This window comes from Nostoc sp. C96 (genome assembly GCF_059384975.1).
In genome coordinates, this window is record NZ_CM182020.1 from 5,776,013 (window position 1) to 5,798,627 (window position 22,615).

Annotated in this window: 18 protein-coding genes; 11 read left to right on the forward strand and 7 right to left on the reverse strand. The window is 40.6% G+C overall.

The annotated features are described in order from the left end of the window. Window positions 1-89: 89 nt before the first annotated feature. Window positions 90-3,638, reverse strand: coding sequence for a pyruvate:ferredoxin (flavodoxin) oxidoreductase (gene nifJ / locus AC504W_RS24710; RefSeq protein ID WP_494874883.1), 3,549 nt, complete (start codon window positions 3,636-3,638; stop codon window positions 90-92). A 796-nt stretch (window positions 3,639-4,434) separates the two neighbouring features. On the opposite strand from nifJ, the gene AC504W_RS24715 reads away from it, so the two are divergent. Beyond that, the gene (locus AC504W_RS24715; RefSeq protein WP_494874884.1) at window positions 4,435-5,472 is read left to right on the forward strand and encodes a GGDEF domain-containing response regulator; all 1,038 of its coding nucleotides are present in this window, start codon (window positions 4,435-4,437) and stop codon (window positions 5,470-5,472) included. A 117-nt stretch (window positions 5,473-5,589) separates the two neighbouring features. Next, window positions 5,590-6,984, forward strand: a complete 1,395-nt coding sequence (locus tag AC504W_RS24720) for a TldD/PmbA family protein (RefSeq protein WP_494874885.1) — start codon at window positions 5,590-5,592, stop codon at window positions 6,982-6,984. A 157-nt stretch (window positions 6,985-7,141) separates the two neighbouring features. On the opposite strand, the gene AC504W_RS24725 is transcribed toward AC504W_RS24720, so the two are convergent. From AC504W_RS24725 to cobA, 3 genes are all read right to left on the reverse strand, one after another. Next, on the reverse strand, window positions 7,142-7,450 hold the full coding sequence (locus AC504W_RS24725) for a hypothetical protein (protein WP_494874886.1): 309 nt from the start codon (window positions 7,448-7,450) through the stop codon (window positions 7,142-7,144). 481 nt (window positions 7,451-7,931) lie between these two features. Beyond that, complete coding sequence (coaE, locus tag AC504W_RS24730) at window positions 7,932-8,528, reverse strand: dephospho-CoA kinase (protein WP_494874887.1); 597 nt, start codon at window positions 8,526-8,528, stop codon at window positions 7,932-7,934. A gap of 56 nt (window positions 8,529-8,584) precedes the next feature. Next, window positions 8,585-10,156, reverse strand: coding sequence for a uroporphyrinogen-III C-methyltransferase (gene cobA / locus AC504W_RS24735; RefSeq protein WP_494874888.1), 1,572 nt, complete (start codon window positions 10,154-10,156; stop codon window positions 8,585-8,587). A 209-nt stretch (window positions 10,157-10,365) separates the two neighbouring features. On the opposite strand from cobA, the gene AC504W_RS24740 reads away from it, so the two are divergent. After that, complete coding sequence (locus AC504W_RS24740) at window positions 10,366-10,962, forward strand: Uma2 family endonuclease (RefSeq protein WP_494874889.1); 597 nt, start codon at window positions 10,366-10,368, stop codon at window positions 10,960-10,962. Between the two features lie 47 nt (window positions 10,963-11,009). Here AC504W_RS24740 and AC504W_RS24745 read toward each other — a convergent pair whose 3' ends face one another. The 3 genes from AC504W_RS24745 to AC504W_RS24755 are packed head-to-tail and all read right to left on the reverse strand — an operon-like array spanning window position 11,010 to window position 13,040. After that, window positions 11,010-11,579 carry a Uma2 family endonuclease gene (locus tag AC504W_RS24745; RefSeq protein WP_494874890.1) on the reverse strand — a complete coding sequence of 190 codons (570 nt, stop codon included), beginning with the start codon at window positions 11,577-11,579 and terminating at the stop codon, window positions 11,010-11,012. A 29-nt stretch (window positions 11,580-11,608) separates the two neighbouring features. After that, window positions 11,609-12,073: a tetratricopeptide repeat protein gene (locus AC504W_RS24750; RefSeq protein ID WP_494874891.1), complete on the reverse strand. Its 465-nt coding sequence runs from the start codon at window positions 12,071-12,073 to the stop codon at window positions 11,609-11,611. A gap of 4 nt (window positions 12,074-12,077) precedes the next feature. Then, the gene (locus AC504W_RS24755) at window positions 12,078-13,040 is read right to left on the reverse strand and encodes a homogentisate phytyltransferase (RefSeq protein ID WP_494874892.1); all 963 of its coding nucleotides are present in this window, start codon (window positions 13,038-13,040) and stop codon (window positions 12,078-12,080) included. A gap of 485 nt (window positions 13,041-13,525) precedes the next feature. Here AC504W_RS24755 and AC504W_RS24760 point away from each other — a divergent pair, with 485 nt between their 5' ends. The 8 genes from AC504W_RS24760 (at window position 13,526) to AC504W_RS24795 (ending at window position 22,605) form a co-directional block, all read left to right on the forward strand. Then, window positions 13,526-14,785: a glycoside hydrolase family 10-like protein gene (locus AC504W_RS24760; protein ID WP_494874893.1), complete on the forward strand. Its 1,260-nt coding sequence runs from the start codon at window positions 13,526-13,528 to the stop codon at window positions 14,783-14,785. 388 nt (window positions 14,786-15,173) lie between these two features. Continuing rightward, window positions 15,174-15,890, forward strand: a complete 717-nt coding sequence (locus AC504W_RS24765; RefSeq protein ID WP_494874894.1) for an alternative oxidase — start codon at window positions 15,174-15,176, stop codon at window positions 15,888-15,890. 78 nt (window positions 15,891-15,968) lie between these two features. Further along, entirely contained in the window at window positions 15,969-17,807 is a 1,839-nt protein-coding gene (locus AC504W_RS24770) for an RluA family pseudouridine synthase (protein WP_494874895.1), read from the forward strand. Window positions 17,808-17,896: 89 nt separating this feature from the next. Continuing rightward, window positions 17,897-18,949: an aldo/keto reductase gene (locus AC504W_RS24775; RefSeq protein ID WP_494874896.1), complete on the forward strand. Its 1,053-nt coding sequence runs from the start codon at window positions 17,897-17,899 to the stop codon at window positions 18,947-18,949. 179 nt (window positions 18,950-19,128) lie between these two features. Then, window positions 19,129-19,689, forward strand: a complete 561-nt coding sequence (dps, locus tag AC504W_RS24780; protein ID WP_494874897.1) for a DNA starvation/stationary phase protection protein Dps — start codon at window positions 19,129-19,131, stop codon at window positions 19,687-19,689. A 351-nt stretch (window positions 19,690-20,040) separates the two neighbouring features. Further along, window positions 20,041-20,757 (forward strand): pirin family protein, encoded by a 717-nt coding sequence (locus AC504W_RS24785; RefSeq protein ID WP_103123963.1) that lies wholly within the window; start codon window positions 20,041-20,043, stop codon window positions 20,755-20,757. 355 nt (window positions 20,758-21,112) lie between these two features. Beyond that, window positions 21,113-22,012: a hypothetical protein gene (locus AC504W_RS24790; protein ID WP_494874898.1), complete on the forward strand. Its 900-nt coding sequence runs from the start codon at window positions 21,113-21,115 to the stop codon at window positions 22,010-22,012. 71 nt (window positions 22,013-22,083) lie between these two features. Next, a complete protein-coding gene (locus AC504W_RS24795; protein ID WP_494874899.1) occupies window positions 22,084-22,605 on the forward strand; it encodes a hypothetical protein in 522 nt (173 codons plus the stop codon). Window positions 22,606-22,615: the final 10 nt, after the last annotated feature.

Sequence of the window (22,615 nt, forward strand, 5' to 3'; positions counted from 1 at the left end):
CAGAAGGCAGAAGGCAAAAGGCAAAAGGCAAAAGGCAAAAGGCAAAAGGCAAAAGGTTAAAAGATGAACGAACTTTCAGACTTCAGACTTCACACTTCATACTTTTCTGCTGCTAAGTATTGATAGGTTTGCCATCTGGTATTTACATCGGCTTGTGCTTCTTGGAGTAATTGTTTGGCTGCTTCTGGGTTAATTTTGGTCAACATTTTGAAGCGGTTTTCGAGATACATTGATTGTTCTAGCGGTAGTTTTGGTGTACGCGAATCAAGTTGTAAGGGATTTTCGCCCAGGTTGCGGAGTTCGGGGTTATAGCGATACAGTAGCCATCGGCCTGAATCTACGGCGGCTTTTTGATTTTGCATAGCTGTACTCAAGTCAATACCGTGGGCAATGCAATGACTGTAGGCGATAATCAACGATGGCCCAGAATAAGCCTCAGCTTCTAAAAATGCTTTGAGTGTATGTTCATCTCTTGCACCCATCGCTACACTCGCAACGTAGACATTACCGTATGTCATGGCGATTAAACCTAAGTCTTTTTTCGCAGAAGGTTTACCACCAGCAGCAAATTTGGCGACGGCTGCTTTGGGTGTAGATTTAGACATTTGCCCGCCCGTGTTGGAATACACTTCGGTATCGAGAACTAAAATATTCACATTTTGACCACTGGCTAAAACGTGATCTATTCCTCCAAAGCCGATGTCATAAGCCCAACCATCACCGCCAATAATCCAGACACTCTTTTTTACGAGGTAGTCGGCAATACTCAGCAGTTGCTTGGCGTGGGGATGATTAAGTGTTTCTAGCTTTTGCTTGAGAATAGCAATGCGATCGCGTTGTTCGCAAATATCAGCTTCATCTTTCTGTACCGCGTTGAGAATACTATTTGCAAGTTCTTCGCCTACTACTGGTGCGAGTAAAGTCAGCAATTCGGTGGCGAATTGGGCTTGTTTATCAATAGAAATGCGAAAACCTAAACCAAATTCGGCGTTATCTTCAAATAAACTGTTAGACCAAGCGGGGCCGCGTCCTGCGGCGTTTTGTGTCCAAGGTGTGGTGGGTAAGTTCCCGCCATAAATCGAAGAACAACCTGTGGCGTTAGCAACTATCATGCGATCGCCAAACAACTGTGTTGCTAATTTAATATAGGGAGTTTCCCCGCAACCGCCGCAAGCACCAGAAAATTCAAATAGCGGTTCTTGCATTTGCTGTTGGTTGATATGATTTAGCTTCAAGTTGCGTCTATCAGGGTTGGGAAGATTCAAAAAGAACTCCCAATTTTGCCGTTCAGCTTCCCGCAATGGACGCTGAGGTTCCATATTGATGGCTTTTTTGCGCGTTTCGGTTTTATTCTTCGCCGGACATACATCAACACAAATACCGCAACCTGTACAATCTTCTGCTGCTACTTGGATGGTATATTTCAAACCGTGCCAATCATGGTCTTTAGCATTGGTACTCTTAAAAGTTGGCGGTGCATTTTCTAGTTGCTGCGGTTCGTAAACCTTGCTGCGGATAACGCTATGGGGACATACCATTACACATTTGCCACACTGCACGCAGACATCCGTGTCCCATACAGGAATTTCTTGGGTAATGTTGCGTTTTTCCCATTTTGCTGTTCCAGTGGGATAAGTCCCATCCACAGGTAACGCACTCACAGGTAAATCATCACCACATTTAGCAATCATTTTCCCCAAAACTTCTCGCACAAAAGCTGGTGCTGTATCAGGTACAGGCTGGCGTAGTTCAATGTGACTATCTACACTTGTAGGAACTTGGATTTCGTGGAGATTATCTAAGGTGCGGTCTACGGCGTTGAGGTTCATTTGCACGATTTCGTTGCCTTTTTTACCGTAGGATTTAATAATTGATTGCTTAATATGAGCGATCGCTTCTTCTCGTGGCAACACACCAGACAATGCAAAAAAGCATACTTGCATTACCGTATTAATTCTGCCACCCATCCCCGCTTCACGGGCAACTTTATAAGCGTTAATTACATAAAATTTGAGTTGTTTCTCGATAATTTGTGTTTGTACTAATCTCGGTAATTTCTGCCAAACATCCTCTAAGCTATAAGGACTATTTAATAAGAAAGTACCACCAGGGATAATATGCGCCAACATATCAAACTGTTCTAAAAATCCCCATTGGTGACAGGCGACAAAGTTGGCTTGGCTAATTAAATAAGTAGAGTGAATAGGTTGAGAACCGAAACGCAGATGAGAAACCGTCACCGAACCAGATTTTTTTGAGTCATAGACAAAATAACCTTGGGCGTAATTATCGGTTTCCTCGCCAATAATTTTGATGGAGTTTTTATTTGCACCCACAGTTCCATCGGAACCTAAACCATAGAAAATTGCGCGGACTATATTATCAGGTTCGATGTAAAATTCTGGGTCATAATCTAAGCTGGTGTGAGTGACATCATCGTTAATCCCGATGGTGAAATGATTTTTGGGTTTAGTCTCTGCCAAATTATCAAACACAGCTTTTATCATCGCTGGTGTGAATTCTTTGGAAGATAAACCATATCTTCCCCCCACTACTTGAGGTAATTCCTCCCCTGCACCCCAAACTTCATGCAAAGCTGTAACAACATCTAAATATAATGGTTCACCGGATGCGCCGGGTTCTTTAGTTCGGTCTAAAACTGCTATGCTGCGAGTAGTGGCGGGTAATGCAGCGATAAATCTTTGACTATCAAAGGGACGATACAGTCGTACTTTAACTACGCCGACTTTTTCACCACGGGCATTGAGATAATCTACGGTTTCTTGGACGGCTTCGCAACCAGAACCCATAATAACGATGATTCTTTCGGCGGTGGAGTCGCCATAATATTCAAATAATTGGTATTGTCGCTCTGTCATTTGGGCGAACTCATCCATCACTTTTTGGGTGATTTCTGGACAAGCATCATAATAAGAATTAACTGTTTCCCTAGCTTGAAAATAAACATCAGGGTTTTGCGCTGTACCCCGTAACACTGGTTTATCGGGAGTCAGGGCGCGGGAACGATGGGCAAAAACTAATTCATTGGGGATGAAGGCGCGTAAATCATCCTCATTTAACAGTTCTAATTTATTAACTTCGTGGGAAGTACGAAAACCATCAAAGAAATGTAAAAAAGGGATGCGTGATTCTAAACTTGCTCTAGTAGAAATTAAAGCAAAGTCATGGGCTTCTTGCACAGAGGCGGCGCATAACATAGCAAAACCAGTACCACGGGTTGCCATAACATCACTATGGTCGCCAAAAATTGATAGACCTTGGGCGGCGAGCGATCGCGCCGCAATATGAAATACTGTAGGTGTGAGTTCTCCCGCTATTTTGTACATATTCGGGATCATCAACAATAATCCCTGGGATGCGGTGAATGTGGTTGTCAGAGAACCCGTTTGCAACGCCCCATGTACAGCACCAGCCACGCCGCCTTCACTCTGCATCTGCACTACTGTTGGTACAGTTCCCCAAATATTGGGTTTATTTTCACTCGCCCAAGCATCCGCCCATTCAGCCATCGGCGAAGAAGGCGTAATGGGATAAATTGCTATGACTTCATTTAGTCGATAGACAACTTGGGCGACAGCCTCATTACCATCTATGGTTGCAAAGGTTCTCTTGTTCATCGTTCTGCATTCCCCTGAGTTAAAAGAAAGTGCTGAGTAAAAATACTAGTTCCTAGAGCATCGATTCACTAATCAAAAACCTAACCCCCAGCCCCCTTTCCTAGTAGGAAAGGGGGTAGCTCAATACCCGTCTCCGATGCAGAGAGGGTTAGAGGGAGAGGTTCTTTCAGAATTACTGAATTGGTGTTCTAGTACATATCGGCGAAAATAAAACATTGATTCATTTCAAACTTCCGCCTTTTTGTACTAGCCTGTCTTTCTTCTAGACTTTGCTGTTTCTAACTTGAAGTTAGAACAGAAATTTGAGGAACTTGTGAGGACAATATACAAGGGATAGTATGTAGTGATTTCTGGCTTAATTTGCACATTTGAGAACCACTATTGAGTCAGGCTTTGACCAATATCTTCAAAATATGCGTCTTGGATATGAGAATTTTTGCTTCGTCCTAACAATCTTAAGTGTAATAGATTATACAAAAATATTATAATTGCTTCTAAACATCCTGTTTTTGAGATAGGCTCTCAATTCCTCGACTTTACATCAATTTACTGATTGTAGCTGGGTGTGACAATTAAGCCGCTTCTTGGGCATACTAGCTTTACAGCGTTAAATTATACTGCGAGGTAAGTAGAAATGGTAGACAAAAATTCCACTCCCGTCATCCCTGGATATGAAATTAGGTAGAAGAATAGACATAAAGTCTTTTCCCAATTTTGGAAATAATTTAAGCATCGTTAACGTTATTTACTGTTCACATAGCAATACTATCCAGGCACAACTTGTAGAACACGGCTCATGAAAGGTATAAGTTCACTTTCTCTGACACAAAAATCTCCAGTCATTCTAGTAGCTGATGATGATCCAGTCATCCGAGTGACATTGCGACGAATTATGGAAAATGAAGGCTATCAGGTGGTTGAAGTTTCTAATGGTAAGCAATGTTTAGATGCTTATGAAACTGTTAAGCCAGATATCATTTTACTAGATGCTATCATGCCTGTGATGGATGGTTTTACATGTTGTCAACAGCTATTGCAAATTAACAAAAATAAGTTGAAATCAGCGCTAACAACGTTTAACAATGACTTGGAGATACATGATATTTTAATTTCCAAACTTTGGAAACATACTCCAATTTTGATGATTACAAATTTAGATGATGAATATTCTATTAATCGTGCTTTTGATGTCGGTGTAATCAATTTTATTAGCAAGCCGATTCAACTAACAGTATTACGTCGACAGTTGCGACAATTACTCAAACAAGCCCAAGTTTACAAACAACTAGAGGCGGCCAATCAGGCTTTACAGGAATTAGCGAACGTAGATAGTTTAACTGGTTTGGCTAATCGTCGTTGTTTTGATGACTACCTCAATACTCAGTGGATTAATTTAGCTCAACAAGAGTCTCCTTTATCTTTGATTCTCTGTGACATTGACTTTTTTAAATTTTATAACGACAAATATGGCCATCCTGTAGGAGATATTTGTTTACAGAAAGTAGGTAATGCGTTACACTCTACAGTTCAAAAATATCAAGATTTAGTAGCCCGTTATGGTGGAGAAGAATTCGCAGTTATTATGCCAAATACTCATGCGGCTGGGGCTGTTCATATTGCCCATTTAATACAATCTGAAGTCAGAGACTTACAAATTATTCATGACGGGTCTTTAATTAGTCAGTATGTTAGTTTGAGCTTAGGAGTAGCAACTGTTATTCCTACGTGGGAATCTTCGCCTCTAGATTTAATTGTGGATGCAGATAAGGCACTTTACCAAGCAAAAGAGGCAGGGCGCAATCGCATTGTTTCTAATATTAAAATGATGGTTTAAAATTTCAGTTATTATTCAGCTAATACAAAGCATTCACTCATTACATCTGTCACCTGTCACATATACTCTACGATATACTGCACAATAAATGTAGTTCGTTGTGGTGACTACCAACAAATGCCAACTACACTTGCAGACGCGCAAAATTTAGTTTCTGACCTCATCTCCCGCTACTCATCCCGTGTAGATTATTTGATGATTCGCCTAGAGGAAGCAGAAGGGACTGATATCTTGTTGCGTGGCGACAAGGTAGAAACCCTGAGTGAAGGTATTTCTATTGGTGGACATATTCGTGCTTGTTATAAAGGTGGCTGGGGTTTAAGCAGTTTTAACCAGCTTTCTACTATTAAAGAACGGATTGAAGAAGCGATCGCAGCTGCTTTGATGGTGGGTGATGAAGAAACTTTACTAGCTCCTATTGATCCAGTGCAAGCCATCTGTCAACTACCGCTAACAGGTACAGATCCGCGTAAAGTTAGCTTATCGCAGAAAAAAGAATTGTGCGATCGCTATACTCAACTATTAAAAAGTGTTGACCCCCAAATTACTACAACTTCTGTCCGTTACGGTGACAGCGCCCAAAGAATCATTATTGCCACCTCCGAAGGTACACTGATTGAGCAATCTTGGGTAGATATGGAAATGCGCTTTGCAGCGACTGCAAGAAATGGCGAAACTGTCCAAACTGGAAGGGAAACTACTGGTTCTCGCAAAGCCTACGAAGATTTAGTTAATTTAGATGAACAAGTAAAAAGTTCGGCTCAAAGGGCGGTTGCGGCTTTATCTCTCCCATCAGTTAAAGGTAATACCTACACCGTAGTTATTGACCCAATCCTCACAGGTTTATTTGTTCATGAAGCTTTTGGCCATCTTTCTGAAGCAGATATGGCTTACGAAAATCCCGACTTACTAGAAGTAATGACCATCGGGCGGCGGTTTGGGCCAAAAGAACTGCAAATTTTTGATGGTGCAGCCCCAGAAGGACATCGCGGAAGTTATTTTTATGATGATGAAGGGACACCCGCTACTACCACCCAACTCATCCAAGATGGAATTTTAGTTGGTCGGTTACATTCTCGTGAAACCGCAGGTAAATTAGACGAAGCCCCCACTGGTAACGCCCGTTGTCTCAATTATCACTTTAGCCCCATTGTCCGCATGACCAATACCTGGATAGAACCGGGAAAAACCCCAGTTGCAGATTTATTTACAGGTATCAAAGAAGGCGTTTATGCTCGTAACTGGCTAGGCGGGATGACTAATGGCGAAATGTTTACCTTTAGCGCCGGGGAAGCATGGATGATTAGAAACGGTAAAATTGCTGAACCCGTTAAAGATGTGACACTTTCGGGTAATGTTTTTCAAACCCTGGCTGATATTGAAGCAATTGGTGATGACTTCTACTGGGATGAGTCTGGTGGTTGCGGTAAAGGTGGACAAAATGGTTTACCTGTAGGTTGCGGTGGCCCCAGTCTGCGAATTAGAGATGTAGTTGTCGGTGGAGAAACCTAGTACAACAAAGCAAAAGGCAAAAGTCAAAAGGCAAAAGGAAATAATAGTGATATCACAAGCCTTTTCGCAATTCCAGATGGTCTGTTTATTTACGCCGACCCTAGGTAATTTGTAATTCGTAATTTGTAATTTGTAATTAGCAACTACGAGTTATCAATTACGAATTATCTATCACTTTTTTGAGTAAAGCCATCCACATATCTGGCGGATCGGCATAATAATCTATTTCTTCAACTTGATATCGAGTTAATTCAACACCACGCCGCAAAATAATATAATCACAAGGCTTAATGCCTTTGCCTACCCCTGTCATTTGTCCTTCTAGACCTTGATTTATCGACTCAAATACGTAATCTCTGCCTTTAACAAATTGACTGTAGTCATGTGTTTTGTACTTTTGGGCAGGCTCATTTGTGGAAATAATTAATAGCGGCAACCAATTAAAAAAATTGAAACTTAAATTCATGGCTTTTTTGATACAAATTTAATATTTTGTCAAGGTTGTTTCTATAAAACAGAGCAATAATATCATTTACAGTTAATTAGTTATGCTTCGGGCATCTGTGCAAAAATCGTAAAACTCTCTTTACCCCTATACCCAACAATAATTTTATAAGCGATATTCAGAATTGATCCAAGTTTTTTGTAGACCTAATTCTGAATTTTGATTGTTTAATTTTTATCTCAAGATTCTATCTGTGTTGCTGATGATGCCAAGCATATTATTCTTAAACTATTGACTTTCCTGTTTTCAACTCCTAAACTACGCATTTACTACATAAAGTACAGGAGTATAAACCGTAGTGTCCACAGTAAATTTACTAAAGTAATAATGTAGAATTATTAAGGGATAAGTCTTGTTTACCTGACTTTAAATTATTGATGAATATAAAAATTTCCAATTACATTGGAGTGTAATTTATATGAATTCTTGTATACATTTATGCCTAAACAACTTTAGCCTTGTTTAAAGCAACATCTACCTGAAGTAGCAGTGATTCTAGGGTAGAAGAGTTATCTAAAACAACATCTGCAAGATCTATTTTTTCTCCCAAAGGTAATTGGCTGGTAATTCGTACTTGTGCTTGTTCTGGATGAAGATGATTTCTCTGGATTAATCTTTGCAACTGTTCTGCTTCCGAACAACTTACTACCCAAATTTCTGTAACTAAATGTGTCATCTGTGCTTCAAACAACAGTGGAATAACTAACACCAGAGTTTCCGTAGTAGATGTAGTAATTGCTTGCAGAAAACAGTTTTTGACATAAGGGTGAATCAACTCTTCAACCCATTGGCGTTCTTGTTGATTTTGAAAGATAATTTCCCCTAGTTGCTGACGGTTGAGATTACCATTAGGAAGTAATATTTGTTCACCGTAACGTTGAGCGATCGCCTGTAAAATAGGTGAACCAATAGAAACTGCATCCCTAGCATAAATATCCGCATCAAAAATCGGCAGGTGATAAGCACTAGCTAAATAATTAGCAACGGTGGTTTTACCGGTAGCAATTCCTCCAGTTAAGCCGATGATGCGTTTGGTCATTGGTCAATAGTTAAAAGTGCTGAGTAGTAGTATATTCTTCCCCTGGACTTCATACTTCACACTTCATACTTTTTCACCAAGGCTTGAGTTAGCCCATCTAAGGTATATTCTTCAGCCTCAACATCTACCCGTCCGAATAAAGCATGACAAGTTTTAGAAGTTTGAGGGCCAATGGAAGCAATGCAAACATCATGTAAATTGACAACAGAGTTATTAGCAAATGTGTTGTCTATAATTTGACAGAAAAATTGTACAGTTTTAGAACTCGCAAAGGTAATAATATCTACTTGATGATTTTGTAAAGCTAATTTGGCTGATTCTGGGATACTACTGGGACAGCAAGATTGATATGCTGCAACTTCAACGACTTCTGCGCCCTTGGCTGTTAATTCTTTGACTAAAATTTCTCGACCACCAGTTTCGACCCTGGGGAATAAAATCTTTTTACCTAACAAAGCTTCGGGAAAGTTTTCTACTAAAGAATCTGCAACAAAGTTAGGGGGAATAAAATCTGGTTTTAGGGCTTGTTGTCTGAGACATTGGGCGGTTTTTTCCCCAACAACTGCAATTTTCACATTAGCCAAAGCGCGAGAATCTTGACCCAATGCTTTTAATCTGGCAAAAAAGTATTCAATACCGTTGGTTGAAGTGAGAATTAACCAGTCGAAGTCCGATAAACTAGCGATCGCACGATCTAAATCTGTCCAACTAGAAGGCGGGCCGATTTCTAACGTGGGCATTTCAATGACTTTAGCACCAACCGCCTGGAGGCGATCGCTAAATTCGCTCGACTGTCCCACAGAACGAGTAACTAAGATAGTTTTTCCAGCGAGGGGAAGGTGGTTGGACATAGTGGCGCGACTGGGAATAATTGCTGTAGTGGAATCTTCAGAATTTATTGTCTCAGATTGTAAGTACTGCCGCAGTCCAACAACTTCACCAATGACAATTACCACTGGCGAAAGTGATAACCCTGCGGTTTTTTCTAAAATATTGTTGAGTTGACCAGTCCAAATTTGTTGATTTGGCGTTCCTGCCCAACGGATAATAGCAATGGGAGTGAGGGGCGATCGCTTACGCCGCAATAATTGATGTAAAATCTCTGGTAGATTTTGTCCCCCCATCAAAATTACTAGCGTCTCTAACCGTGACAGCGCCTCCCAGTCCAACGCATCTGGTTCGTGGGCGGTCAACACAGCAAAACACCGACTCATCACCGGGTCTGTCAACGGAATTCCCGCAAACAACGGCGCTGCTAAAGCCGAAGAAATTCCCGGTATCACTTCAAACTCACAACCAGCAGCTTTCAAGGCTTCAATTTCGGCAGTACAGCGGCCAAAAATAAATGGGTCGCCTGATTTTAACCTGACAACTTGTTGACCAGCTTGACAGTGCTGTACTAATAATTTGTTAATTTCCCCTTGGGGTGTACTGGGTTTACCACCACGCTTACCCACATCTAACTTCAGACAATTCGCTGGTACACACTCCAATAATTGCTCATCTACCAAAGCATCGTAAACCAACACCTCAGCCACAGCCAAGAGATGATAAGCCTTGACTGTCAAGTACGCCACATCTCCCGGCCCTGCACCTACGAGGTAAACTTTGCCATGTTTTTTAGTCATGATCTGAGATTAATGCGATCGGACAGAAAAATTTGATCACAGAAGGCAAGATGATTATCGATGAGTTAGCGATCATAGAATAATCTATATACAGATAAATTGCTTCGGCAAATACGAAATCCTTAACCGTCAAGAAATAACCTTACTATTTACAGAAGGTTTTGTTAAGGTATGCCCCTTCTAATTTAGTTTTTTAAGGAAGTGTTGATATGAGTATCCCACTTGTAGAACAGTCCGCAGAAGAAAAACTGATAACTCTCAAAGATGTTTCCTGGGAGCAATTCAAAGGAATTGAAGCCCAGCTATTGGATAACCACAATGTCCGATTGTCTTATTTATCAGGAATGTTAGAAATTATGTCTCCAATTGGTGAAGAACATGAATATGTGGAAAGAACTCTCGGTTATTTATTAGAAGCTTATATGAGAGAGTTGGGTATCCGTTTTTATGGTCGTGGTGGCTACACTTTAGAAGAGCCAGGCTATGCTTCAGGTACACCAGATGAATCCTATAGCATTGGCACAAAAAAAGAAGTTCCAGACATAGTAATTGAAGTTATCATCACCAGTGGAACCATTAACAGAAAAGAGTTATATAAACCTAAAAAAGTACCAGAAGTTTGGTTTTGGAAATCTAATACTATCAAAATATTCCGCCTGAGCGAACAGGGTGAGTATGAAGAAGTCGAGCGTAGTGAGTTTTTTCCTAATTTAGATCCCAGTATATTGCTACAGTATATTGTCATACCTGACCAGTATGATGCTGTACAGCAATTTATTCAGGCTATTCGCAATCAACTAGTTTGAAAACTGCAATTGTGATAGATAGCCTTTTATTATGCCCAACTTTCTCACTACAAATTTACCTTTAACCAGCCAAAAATTTCACCTACTGTCAACTGTAACTCTTGGCAGAAATTTGGTACGGGTAAAAGGCTATCAAGTGCTTCAAAAGCTAAAGGTTGTTTTCCCGCAGGATAAACAGCAATAAATCGCTCATCAGGGTCAATTAACCAACCCATTTGAGTGCCGTGATTGAGAGCGTGTAAGATTTTCTTTGTAACTTTCGTATGGCTTTGTTCTGGGGAAAGAATTTCGATCATCCAATCGGGTGCGATGGTAAATGTATTAGCAATATCACCATTTTCATCAATAGGAAGTCTTGTCCAAGAAAATACAGCGACATCGGGAACTATAGAAATTCCGCCAAATATACAGCGTAATTCGGGAAAAGCCCAACCCATTTTTTGGACTTTTACAACAGCATTAATTTTAGGACATATTTCTCCTTGAATAGTGCTATGCTTTCCTTGCGGTATGGGTTTTTGAATTACTTGACCGTCGATGTATTCTGAGCTTGGTTGAGTTTCTGGTAGTGCGAGAAACTCTGCTATGGTCAATGTTTTATTTGGTGTTTGTACCATAGAGACTCAACTTAAAATGATAATCAATCTCAGGTTGATTTGGCGTTGATTTTTGCCAATAACTGAGCAACTTTTTGGGCTTTTTCTGGTTGACGTTTTTGAAATAATGCTTGGGCTGTTTGCAGATTAGTTTTAGCTGCTTCTGGTTGATTTTGCTGAATTAAAACATTGGCTAGGCGCAAATACGCTTCAGGGTTTTTGGGACTGCGACGAATGACTTCTTGGAATAATTCTGTGGCTTCAGAAACTTTATCTTGTTGATATAAAACATCACCTAAAAATAAGCGAACTACATCATTAGTAGAATTGATAGCAATAACTTTACGAAATTCTGCTTCTGCACCTACATAGTCTTTTTGCTGATAAAGATTAATACCTTTTTGAAAATAGTTGGAGGTGATTAAGGTTTTCCAGGCAAAATAAATCAGCAAGAAAATACTAGCAATTACTACCAAGGTGGCAAGAATATCATTTACTGGAAGAGTGTCTAGCATGATTTTAAGCCAACAAACAGGCGATGGGAAATATTAAATATTCTAAGAAAAAGAGTTTCCAAATGAATTGATAGAAACGCGCGATCGCTCGTTTATCTTGTAAGTCTACGCTTAAACTGCGAAACCACATCACACACAGCAATATTAAATGGGTAATCACCAAAAATGCTGAGTTCACTGACTGGAGATGCAGTACCCCCGCCAACATCATACCTAAATAGCAGAGGGTGAGTACCCAAAGCGCCAAGTTAAATACAGAATGAGTTCCCAGTTGAATTGTAAAAGTAGAGATGTTGTACAAGCGATCGCCTTCTATATCAGGGATATCTTTAAAAATTGCGATCGCAAAGGTAAACACTAAGATAAATATCGTCAGTATCCACACCGCTGGCGGAATTAATTCTTTACTTTGCAACACCCAATTAAAATGCAAAAATAAACCCAAATTGACAATTGTCCCCCGGACAGAAAAAATGCAGAGTGCTGCCCAAAATGGAAACTGTTTTAAGCGAATTGGTGGTAAAGAATAAGCTGTACCAATTGCCAAGCTTGAAGCTACCATTCCCAACAAAAATGGCCCATTTAACCAGGCAATTACTAGTGCTAAAATCCCCGTAGTTATGACAATAAATTGCCCTACTCTTCGAGAAAACTCTCCAGATGCTAGTGGTAAATGTGGCTTGTTAATCTTATCTATCTCCACATCTTCTAGCTGATTTAACCCAACAATGTAAACATTGCCACATAAGCAAGCAATCCATGCACCTAAAACTGGCAATAGGGAATTAGAAATGGGAAATAGAGAATCAACACGGTGACTAATGGCAAGGGCAATAAAATATAAACCCAATACACTGAGACTTGTGCCAATAATTGTGTGCGGACGCGAAAACTTCCAAAAGGCATATAACCAATTGAATGGCAAAGGTTTGCGTGATAAATGGCTGTTTTGAGAACTCTGACTCATGAGTAGCTTAGATTCAGTATTCCGGCTTACTGTTAATCATTGTTACAGAATTGGCTCATTAACAACAGCCAAAGGTTGAGATGCAATTGTTTTGGTGGACATCTTGAGGGAAGATAAATGTACGCTATTAAAATTCATCACAGTCATTTTCTAATAAAATACTAATCTGTGTATTATTACTGTGGTCGATGGGAATTAGGGGTAGTAGTGATTCACTGGCTGGCTATTTATGGTTGTAAATAATACACCATCGTACCAGTAAATTTTGGTAATCAAGCCAGCAATGCCAGCTAAGGTAAAGACTTGGTAAACTAGCTTTTAGACACAATGTATATTAGACACTAATAGATACTGGTTACGTCATCCATAATTGACGGGATGAATTTTGTTTGAGTTTCTCCGGTGCAGAAAATTCGATGTGCAGCATTGAATGAACAACTACCAATTAACCATTCCTCTAGTAAACGTGAATACTTCAAGGCTATATGGCTAATCAATTCCATCACAAAAACAGGCGATGGCGTGTGTGGGTAGGTGAAAAATCATTCAACCCGATGAAACTCTTGACTTTGAAAGGTTGGCGGCGCAGTTTGCAGCGACTGGTGCCAATTTTGATGTTAGTGTCTTTCATGGCAGTATTGTTAGTTGATGGGCTAAAACCTGCGATCGCTCAACTACCACGCCAAGAAATCCGCGGTGTGTGGATGACCAATAATGATTTTAATGTTCTGCGCGATCGCACCAAAGTGCAGGAAGCAGTTAAACACCTACAACGCCTTAATTTCAACACTATCTATCCCGTGGTGTGGAACTCTGGTTATGCTCTATATCCCAGCGCCACCGCCCAACGCGCAGGTATTCAACCTTTTATCACCCGTGGTTCAGATGGACAAGATATCCTCGCAGATCTAATTAACCAAGCCCATCGTCAAGGGCTGTTAGTCATACCTTGGTTTGAGTTTGGGTTCATGGCTCCGCCAACATCCGAGTTAGCCTTAAATCATCCAGAGTGGTTGACCAAAAAGCGCAATGGTAGTGAAACTTCCATGAGTGCGGCGGGTGAAGTTGTCTGGCTAAATCCTTTCCATCCCCAAGTCCAACAATTCATTAGCAACTTGGTGCTAGAAGTTGTCACTCAATATGATGCAGATGGTATTCAGTTTGATGACCATACAAGTTTGCCCCATGAATTTGGTTATGACAAATACACAGTCGCTTTATACACTCAAGAAACCAAAAACAATCCCCCTGCAAACCCTAATGACCCAGCATGGGTAAAGTGGCGAGCAGATAAAATTACCGCTTTCATGGCACAACTCAACCAAGCAGTGAAAGCCAGAAAACCCAATGCTATTTTCTCTGTTTCTCCAAATTATTATGACTTTGCTTACAAGTTTCACCTGCAAGATTGGCTGGCTTGGATAAGGCAAAATATTGTGGATGAACTAGTTGTGCAAGTTTATCGTCCTGATTTGCAAAGTTTTATCGCCAATATCGGCCGCAGCGAAATTCAAGAAGCGCAACAAAAAATTCCTACAGGAATTGGGATTATGACAGGGTTGCGGAATAATCCGGTACCAATGCAACAAATTAAGTCCCAAGTCCGCGCAGCCCAAGAACGAGGTTTAGGTGTAGCCTTTTTCTATTATGAAAGCTTGTGGGATGTGGCTCCTGAAACAGTAGCTGAACGTCAGGATGGATTTAAGCGACTGTTTCCTTATCCTGTAGTTCGCGCCAAAATATAAGAAATTTAAAATCTGCTGTAAGTTAAGAAAAATAAGTGCGATCGCTTGATGTGGTGAACTGTTACAATCGAGCGATCGCACTTTACTATTGCAAGACTTACGCACCAAAATTGTCTGTAGGGATTGGGTGTAAGGGTTTTGAATACATACACCCTGCTCTAAAACCTTTATTTTCCATCTTTTTGCGTAAGTCTTATTATTGATGATTTGTGAACTCAAATCTGGCATTGTGAGAACATAAAACACAGTCTCAATTTCCGTATTCCTCACAAGTTCCTCAAATTTTAGCTGTATAAAAAGTTTGACAGGAGATGTTACCAACTCACGTATATTAACCACACCTTGATTACAGTTTGATTCACCCTGTCAATAGTAAATGGAGACTGCTATGATTCGCCTACTTGTTGGTATTTTGGTATTTGTGATCAATACTATTTATCGCGATCGCCCTTATCCTCGCTTTTATGTTTTAGAAACCGTCGCGCGTGTGCCTTACTTCTCTTATCTCTCGGTTTTGCATCTCTACGAAACTTTGGGATTATGGCGCAAAGTTGATTGGCTGAAGGTTCATTTTGCCGAATCATGGAATGAATTGCATCACCTCTTAATTATGGAATCCTTGGGGGGAGACGCATTTTGGGGCGATCAACTGTTAGCGAAAACCACAGCATTAATCTACTACTGGATCATTGTTTTGTTGTATTTTATTACGCCGCGTTCTGCTTATCATTTCATGGAATTGGTAGAACAACACGCATACATCAGCTATCACAAATTCTTGACAGCAAACGAAGCCGAATTGAAATTGCAACCGGCTCCTGTCGTAGCAATCGGTTATTATCGTGATGGCGACCTATATTTGTTTGATGCGTTTCAAACTTCTCATAAACCCACCGAACGCCGCCCTAAAATTGAAAATCTTTATGATGTGTTTGTGGCAATTCGAGACGATGAAATGGAACACGTAAAGACGATGCAGGCTTGCCAAAACACTAATACTCAATTTTCATTTAATAGTTCTCATACCTGGGAAATTCAACCTGTGGATTTAACTAATTCTGAGGTTAATTTTTCGAGTAACATACCTGAAAAAGCAGAAAATTGATCCACCAAACTATAATTAGGGTAATTTTACCAGAATCAATACTAAATTTGGGCAAGGGTAATAATCATGCCTAAATAAATGATGAACTTTTCGCTACTTTCTCCAATTTCCGATTTTATTGATTGTAATTTTGCCGTCAATAGTCTATCTCTATCTCCCAACTATTACTATCAAGGTTATTGTCCGCAAACGGGGGAACTTTTCAGCTTACCCCGTACTGCTTTGATAGAAGAAATTGCCCGTGGTTTAATGAAATACCTGGCTACGGATGAGCGTTTTGCCAGCGAGGGTAAAATGTATGGCGTTTTATTAGTTGAATTACCAACGGGTGAACAACAAGTCATCAAAGCATTCTCAGGTTTGTTAAATGGTCAAAGTGTTGTGGATGGCTGGGTTCCACCAATTCCCGGACGCGAAGCAGTGGCTTTAACAGAAGCCGAAACTTTAGCAAAATTAGACACTATTAAACAAGAAATTATTACTTTACAACAATTACCAGAACGCCAGCATTATGAAATATTATCTGGAGAATTTGAGCAGAAATTACAAGTAATGAGCGATCGCCATCGTGATTGCAGACATCAACGCCAAGCAAAACGCCAAATACTGGGTGAAACACTCACAGGCGAAGTTCTCACTTTAGCATTGTCAGAACTTGACGCAGCCAGTCGTCGAGATGGAATTGAACGACGACAACTTAAACGTCAGCGAGATGCAGTTTTGCAGCCCCTTCAGCAATTAATTGCAGCCACAGACTCAAGAATACGAGAATTAAAACAACAGCGTAAAGCATTATCTCGCCAACTCCAAGCCCAGATGCACGCGGCTTACTCTTTAATGAATTTTTTTGGGGAGTCTCTAACTTTACAACAATTGCTACCGGATGGTTTACCCACGGGTACAGGAGACTGTTGCGCCCCAAAACTATTGCATTACGCCGCAACTCATCACCTTATACCTTTAGCAATGGCTGAATTTTGGTGGGGTCAATCTTCAGGAGATAAAATTCAAGGTGAATTTTATGAAGCTTGTGCAGAACGTTGTCAGCCGTTGATGGGGTTTTTGCTGTCGGGTATGAGACCTAACCCCCCAGCCCCCTTCCCTACTAGGGAAGGGGGAGTTGTCAGCCCCTCCTCTAGTAGTTCACCAACCCAACATTGCCGTGTAGACTTAGCAGGGGTGCAGGGGGCAGGGCGCAAGAGAGAGAATCTTTCCCCTCTGCTCCCTGCTCCCTGCCCCGAAGCCTGCCACCACGCAAAGTTCTCTTGGCAGACTACTAGTGGGGGAGGGGTTTGGGAAGAGGTCATTTATCAAGATGAATGGCTGATTGCTGTGAATAAACCTGCGGGACTATTATCTGTTCCTGGCCGTTATCAAGATACCCAAGATAGTGTGCTGAGTCGTTTACGGAATTTATTCGCTGATGGGATGAACCTTATACCTGTGCATCGCTTGGATCAAGAGACTTCTGGTATTTTGTTGATAGCACGCGATCGCCATATTCATCGTCATCTCAGTCAACAATTCCAGCAGCGACAAGTGCATAAAGTCTATGAAGCAATCCTGGCAGGTGCAGTGACAAAACATCAAGGTGTAATTGAATTACCACTTTGGGGAAATCCGCAAAATCGTCCTTATCAACAAGTCAATTGGCAATATGGTAAACCCAGCGTGACTCAGTTTCAGGTAATCGCCAAAGAAGACGAATACACCCGTGTCGAATTTATTCCCCTCACCGGACGCACCCATCAGTTGCGGGTTCATGCGGCGGTAGGATTAGGCGTGGTAATATTGGGCGATCGCCTTTATGGATGTACTGCTGAGTCTAGTCGTCTACATCTCCACGCCAGGGAACTAACTTTTTACCATCCCCAATTAGGAAAAACTATTCGTTTACAAACAAAAACGCCTTTTTAAGTGAGTATTATTTGTCATCTATCATTAGTCGTTTGTTATTAATCATTTTTCATTGGTAAGGTAATTACGAATTACCAATTGCGAGTGATATGAGATACAAACTCTTGGGCAAAAGTGGGTTGAGAGTTTCTGAACTCTGCTTGGGAACAATGACCTTTGGTGAAGATTGGGGTTGGGGTGCTTCTGCTGACGAAAGTCGCAAAATCTTTGATACTTTCACAGAAGCCGGCGGGAATTTTATTGACACCGCTAATGGTTACACTGATGGTAGTAGTGAAAAAATTGTCGGTGAATTAATTGCCAAAGACCGAGAACGCTTTGTAGTTGCAACTAAATATTCATTTCCATTGAGAATGGGCGAAAAAACAGGTAATCCTAATGGTAGTGGCAACCATCGCAAGAATTTGGTGCAATCTTTAGAAGGTAGCCTCAAACGTCTGAATACAGACTATATTGATTTGTTTTGGTTACATGCTTGGGACTTCACAACTCCGATTGAGGAGGTTATGCGATCGCTTGATGATGTAGTCCGTCAAGGTAAAGTCCTTTACATCGGTATTTCTGATGCCCCTGCTTGGATTGTGGCACAAGCTAATACTATCGCCCAATATCAAGGCTGGACAAAGTTTATTGCTTTGCAAATAGAGTATAACTTGATTCAACGAACACCAGAAAGAGATTTGCTCCCAATGGCTAAAGCCTTTGATTTAGCTATCACACCGTGGTCGCCGTTAGCTGGTGGGGTATTAACAGGTAAGTATAATCAGCCTGTGCAACCAGGAGAAGAACAAGGCAGACTGACAAACACAGGTATGGGAACAGTATCAGAACGTAGTTTAGCGATCGCTGAGGTAGTGAGTCAAGTTGCCGGTGAAGTCGGTCGTTCACCTTCCCAAGTTGCATTAGCTTGGTTACGCGCCCAAAGTGGTGTAGTTATCCCCATCGTTGGCGCACGCAAACTCAGTCAATTTCAAGATAACTTGGCTTGTTTAGATCTCAGCTTATCACCAGAACATCTGCAACGTCTGAATGAAGTCAGTCAAATTGAACTTGGTTTTCCTCATGACTTCTTGCAGAATGATATGATCCGCGATCGCCTTTTTGGTGGTACATTCTCTGCGATTGACAATCATCACCTGTGAATCACCAAAAAACTGCTGAGTTAGGCATAAATGCGCCTCTCAATACTACTGAGTCAGCATTATCAAGAATAATCAAGACAATAATTCATTTATGGCGAAAAACCATCTGTCTTCAGGAAGTTTTGTAAACTCAGCGACTTTTGTAGACTCATTGTGTCGATCAAAAAAAACGTGGAACCATGAGCGACAATAAGCAGACATCCCGCCTTTACCCTACTCGGATTGATATTCCAGCCGAAGCCCGTTCTCAAATCGTAGCCATTCTCAATCAAACATTAGCAGCTACTTTAGATTTGAAAACCCAGGCGAAGCAAGCGCACTGGAACGTTAAAGGTACTGACTTTTATCAGTTGCATGAATTGTTTGATGAGATTGCTGGCGAATTAGAAGAATACGTTGATATGGTTGCTGAACGTGTCACTGCTTTAGGCGGCTACGCTTTCGGAACCGCTAGACTCGCTGCTAGTAACTCCATCTTGCCAGAATATCCCCTCGATATCTTAGATGGCAAAAACCATGTAACAGCATTAGCAGACCGTTTTGCGCTTTATGGTAAACATATCCGAGAAGCGATCGCTAAAACCAACGACTTAGGTGATGCTGATACTGCTGACCTTTACACCGAAATTTCTCGCACCATTGACAAACGACTTTGGTTCTTAGAAGCTCATCTACAAGTAGCTGAAATCAAAGCCGAAAATGGCTCAGTTGCTACTAAAACACCCGCTACTGTGAGATAAATACTTTTCCCATCTCCCATAGCAGTTATAAATGGTTTGTGAACAACAAGATACCCGACTTCTTTGAGAAGTCGGGTATCTAAGCTTTAGACTTTAGTATCTTTTTAGTAAGTACGCCACTTTTTAGTGCGTACTTTTCATTTTATAGGTAGATATTCTAATATTTAAATAAGTCGCAAGCAAGCTAGATAAATAAAAGTTCCTGCTTTAGTTAGTGTTTGATTGACCATTAAAATCTAGCACATCAACTTGATAATTATGTAATTTATGCCCTGCGATCGCTATCATATTGCTGCACAAAAAAATATTAGTTATTTACATTCCCAAAACCAAATTAACTGAGGTGAATTTATGTCTCAAAATACAATTAACTATCTAATTCATGATAGAAATAATCGCGGTCGGAGCCAAATTGGTTGGCTCGATAGCTACCATACTTTTTCCTTCAGTCATTTTTACGATCCGAATCGGATGGGATTCCGTTCTTTAAGAGTGATTAACGACGATCGCGTCGCGCCTGGTGCGGGTTTTCCTACCCACGGCCACCGAGATATGGAAATTCTCACTTATGTGCTATCTGGTGCAGTCGAGCATAAAGATAGTTTAGGTACAGGTTCAGTCATTCGTCCTGGTGATGCTCAAATTATGAGTGCTGGTACAGGTATCATGCACAGTGAGTTTAACCCCTCACCCACTGAACCACTACACCTACTGCAAATCTGGATTTTACCTGATGAACAAGGTTTGGCTCCCAGATATGAGCAAAAGACATTTCCTCTAGAAGAAAAGCAAGGCAAATTACGCTTAATCGCCGCTAAAGATGGCCGTGATGGTGCGGTAACAATTCATCAAGATGTAGATTTATACGTTTCTGTTTTGGAAAGTGGTGATGTTGTGAATTATCACCTCAAACGCGATCGCTATGCTTGGTTACAAATAGCTCAAGGTGTAGCAACATTGAACGGTGAAGAACTGAGAGCCGGTGATGGCGTACAAATAAGCGGAGCAGAACAACTGGAAATTAGCAGCGATGTTGGTGCGGAAATTCTCCTGTTTGATTTAGGTTAATAGAACTTATGTAAGAAAACGAAAAATTAAGTTTTAGAGCTGGGTGTAGGGGCGTAGATATTTAAAACCCCTACACCCGGTTTTATCAAACAATCTTTCTGCATATTTTAGGAACTCAATATTCAGGTGTCATCAGTTCTGAGATTTTTCGTTTTTATACGTAAGTCCGAGAAAATATTGCAAGATATATGCTAGTGTGGTAAAACTTACTAGAGAAGAGTAGAACTCCTGTAATCTTGACCTTGTAGCGAAATAATGGTGCAAAAACTTGGCAAGAAAAAGTCTAAAACCAGAGGCAACATCGTTTGAAGTACTCGATTGTGTTCAAAAAAAATGCCCATCGTGCGGTCAACCAATGTGGAATGAATACAATAATCCTCGACATATAAGAACATTAAATGGGGTAGTAGAACTACAGCTAAAAATTCGGCAATGTCACAATAAGTCATGTCTGCGGTACAAAAAAGCATATCGACCAGAGCAAGAAGGGTCACTCGCTCTACCACAAAATGAATTTGGTTTGGATGTGATTGCTTATATAGGAGCATTACGCTATCAGGAACATAGAAGCGTTCCCCAAATACACGCTCACCTTGAATTAAAAGGTATATGTATAAGTAAACGAACGGTCACGCACTTAATTGATAGATATGACGAGTTACTTTCTTTATGGCTAAAAGACCATAAAAGATTAAAAGCAATAGTGGCTAATCAAGGACGGGTGATATTAGCCATTGATGGGATGCAGCCAGAAATTGGACATGAGGTCTTATGGGTAATTCGAGATTGCTTATCAGGAGAAATCTTACTTGCTAAAACCTTATTATCATCAAGAAATGAAGATTTAGTGGCGTTATTATTAGAAGTAACTAATACTTTGGATGTACCAATTGATGGAGTTGTTAGTGATGGGCAACAATCAATTCGCAAAGCTGTTAGGTTAGCATTACCTAGAATTGCTCACGGTTTATGTCATTACCATTACCTGAAGGAAGCAATTAAACCCATATATGAGGCTGATCGACATGCAAAAAAGGAATTAAAGAAAAAAGTTAGAGGATTACGAGAAATTGAACGTAGTGTTACCAATGAAACTCAGGAAATGGCAACTATTATCGAAGATTATTGCTCGGCAGTACGTAGTTCTATAACTAATGATGGTCATCCACCATTAGAGGCATCAGGATTAAAGTTACAAGAAAATTTGACATTGATAGAGCAAAGCTTAGAACGGATGGAAAAAAAAGTGCTTTAACTCCACCTTTAGTCAACCTAAAACACCTGATAGCTAAGGGTTTATCTGCGACTGCATCTTTATTTTCACCTGTGAGGGTTGCATATCAGTGGGTTGATAAAGCTAGTGATATTCTCAATAATAAAATAGGTCTTAATGCTGCTGGTGTCAAACAAAGTTATCAGCAACTATTAACAGAAATGTCCCAACAAAAGCAGAAAGCTGGTACGCTGAACACTGCAATCGATAACTTTATAAAAACCACTCATAGCTACTGGTCTGGACTTTTTCATTGTTATGAAATTGAAGATTTTCCTAGAACTAATAATGACTTAGAACACGCTTTTGGTATGCTACGTCATCATCAACGTCGTTGCACTGGTCGTAAGGTTGCCCCCTCATCCCTTGTTATTCGTGGCTCTGTCAAACTTGCCTGTGCGATCGCTACTAAACTTCATTCTTTTACCGCATCTGATTTAGCACAAGTTGATATCGTTACTTGGCTCGAATTACGCTCTCAATTACAAAAACACCACAAAGCCAGAATTGAACAATATCGATTTCGCCGAGACCCCAAGGGTTACTTGGCTAATTTAGAGAGTCGTCTTCTCTAGTAAGTTTTAC